Here is a 2,447-nt window from a genome sequence, read left to right as displayed (position 1 = left end):
TAGTGACCGATAGTGAACCAGTACCGTGAGGGAAAGGTGAAAAGCACCCCGGGAGGGGAGTGAAAGAGATCCTGAAACCGTGTGCCTACAAGTAGTTAGAGCCCGTTAATGGGTGATAGCGTGCCTTTTGTAGAATGAACCGGCGAGTTACGATTACGTGCGAGGTTAAGCTTTAGAAGGCGGAGCCGCAGCGAAAGCGAGTCTGAATAGGGCGAAATAGTACGTGGTCGTAGACCCGAAACCAGGTGATCTACCCATGTCCAGGGTGAAGGTGAGGTAACACTTACTGGAGGCCCGAACCCACGCACGTTGAAAAGTGCGGGGATGAGGTGTGGGTAGCGGAGAAATTCCAATCGAACTTGGAGATAGCTGGTTCTCTCCGAAATAGCTTTAGGGCTAGCCTCGTGATGAGAATACTGGAGGTAGAGCACTGTTTGGACTAGGGGGCCATCCCGGTTTACCGAATTCAGACAAACTCCGAATGCCAGATATTTATACACGGGAGTCAGACTGCGAGTGATAAGATCCGTAGTCAAAAGGGAAACAGCCCAGACCACCAGCTAAGGTCCCAAAGTAATCGTTAAGTGGAAAAGGATGTGGCGTTGCACAGACAACCAGGATGTTGGCTTAGAAGCAGCCATCATTTAAAGAGTGCGTAATAGCTCACTGGTCGAGTGACGCTGCGCCGAAAATGTATCGGGGCTAAACGATTCACCGAAGCTGTGGATTGACATCTACGATGTCAGTGGTAGGAGAGCGTTCTAAGTGCGTTGAAGTCAGATCGGAAGGACTGGTGGAGCGCTTAGAAGTGAGAATGCCGGTATGAGTAGCGAAAGACGGGTGAGAATCCCGTCCACCGTATGACTAAGGTTTCCTGAGGAAGGCTCGTCCGCTCAGGGTTAGTCGGGACCTAAGCCGAGGCCGACAGGCGTAGGCGATGGACAACAGGTTGATATTCCTGTACCACCTCCTCACCGTTTGAGAAATGGGGGGACGCAGTAGGATAGGGTAAGCGCGCTGTTGGATATGCGCGTCCAAGCAGTAAGGCGTGTGTGTAGGCAAATCCGCACACTGTAACGTTGAGCTGTGATGGCGAGTCCGTATGGACGAAGTTCCTGATTTCACACTGCCAAGAAAAGCCTCTATCGAGGTGAGAGGTGCCCGTACCGCAAACCGACACAGGTAGTCGAGGAGAGAATCCTAAGGTGTGCGAGAGAACTCTCGTTAAGGAACTCGGCAAAATGACCCCGTAACTTCGGGAGAAGGGGTGCTCTTGAGCGTGCAAGCGCATGAGAGCCGCAGTGAATAGGCCCAGGCGACTGTTTAGCAAAAACACAGGTCTCTGCAAAACCGTAAGGTGACGTATAGGGGCTGACGCCTGCCCGGTGCTGGAAGGTTAAGAGGAGTGGTTAGCGCAAGCGAAGCTGCGAATTGAAGCCCCAGTAAACGGCGGCCGTAACTATAACGGTCCTAAGGTAGCGAAATTCCTTGTCGGGTAAGTTCCGACCCGCACGAAAGGCGTAACGATCTGGGCACTGTCTCAACGAGAGACTCGGTGAAATTATAGTACCTGTGAAGATGCAGGTTACCCGCGACAGGACGGAAAGACCCCGTGGAGCTTTACTGTAGCCTGATATTGAATTTTGGTACAACTTGTACAGGATAGGTAGGAGCCAGAGATCTCGGAGCGCCAGCTTCGAAGGAGGCGTCGGTGGGATACTACCCTGGTTGTATTGAAATTCTAACCCATGCCCCTTAGCGGGGCAGGAGACAGTGTCAGGCGGACAGTTTGACTGGGGCGGTCGCCTCCTAAAAGGTAACGGAGGCGCCCAAAGGTTCCCTCAGAATGGTTGGAAATCATTCGTAGAGTGTAAAGGCACAAGGGAGCTTGACTGCGAGACCTACAAGTCGAGCAGGGTCGAAAGACGGGCTTAGTGATCCGGTGGTTCCGCATGGAAGGGCCATCGCTCAACGGATAAAAGCTACCCCGGGGATAACAGGCTTATCTCCCCCAAGAGTCCACATCGACGGGGAGGTTTGGCACCTCGATGTCGGCTCATCGCATCCTGGGGCTGTAGTCGGTCCCAAGGGTTGGGCTGTTCGCCCATTAAAGCGGTACGCGAGCTGGGTTCAGAACGTCGTGAGACAGTTCGGTCCCTATCCGTCGTGGGCGTAGGAAATTTGAGAGGAGCTGTCCTTAGTACGAGAGGACCGGGATGGACACACCGCTGGTGTACCAGTTGTCTTGCCAAAGGCATCGCTGGGTAGCTATGTGTGGACGGGATAAGTGCTGAAAGCATCTAAGCATGAAGCCCCCCTCAAGATGAGATTTCCCATTACGCAAGTAAGTAAGATCCCTCAAAGACGATGAGGTAGATAGGTTCGAGGTGGAAGTGTGGTGACACATGGAGCTGACGAATACTAATCGATCGAGGACTTAACCAAAA

At 52.8% G+C, this 2,447-nt stretch carries 1 rRNA gene; it reads left to right on the top strand.

Annotated features, from left to right (window positions below):
- Positions 1-2,445, top strand: a 23S ribosomal RNA gene (locus MWJ95_RS24290); the annotation flags it as partial.
- Positions 2,446-2,447: the final 2 nt, after the last annotated feature.

Source organism: Lysinibacillus sp. Bpr_S20, from assembly GCF_023337835.1.
In the GTDB taxonomy this organism is placed as follows: Bacteria; Bacillota; Bacilli; order Bacillales_A; family Planococcaceae; genus Lysinibacillus.
Note: the sequence above shows the minus strand (reverse complement) of the source record. Positions and strands in the feature narration are given on the sequence as shown.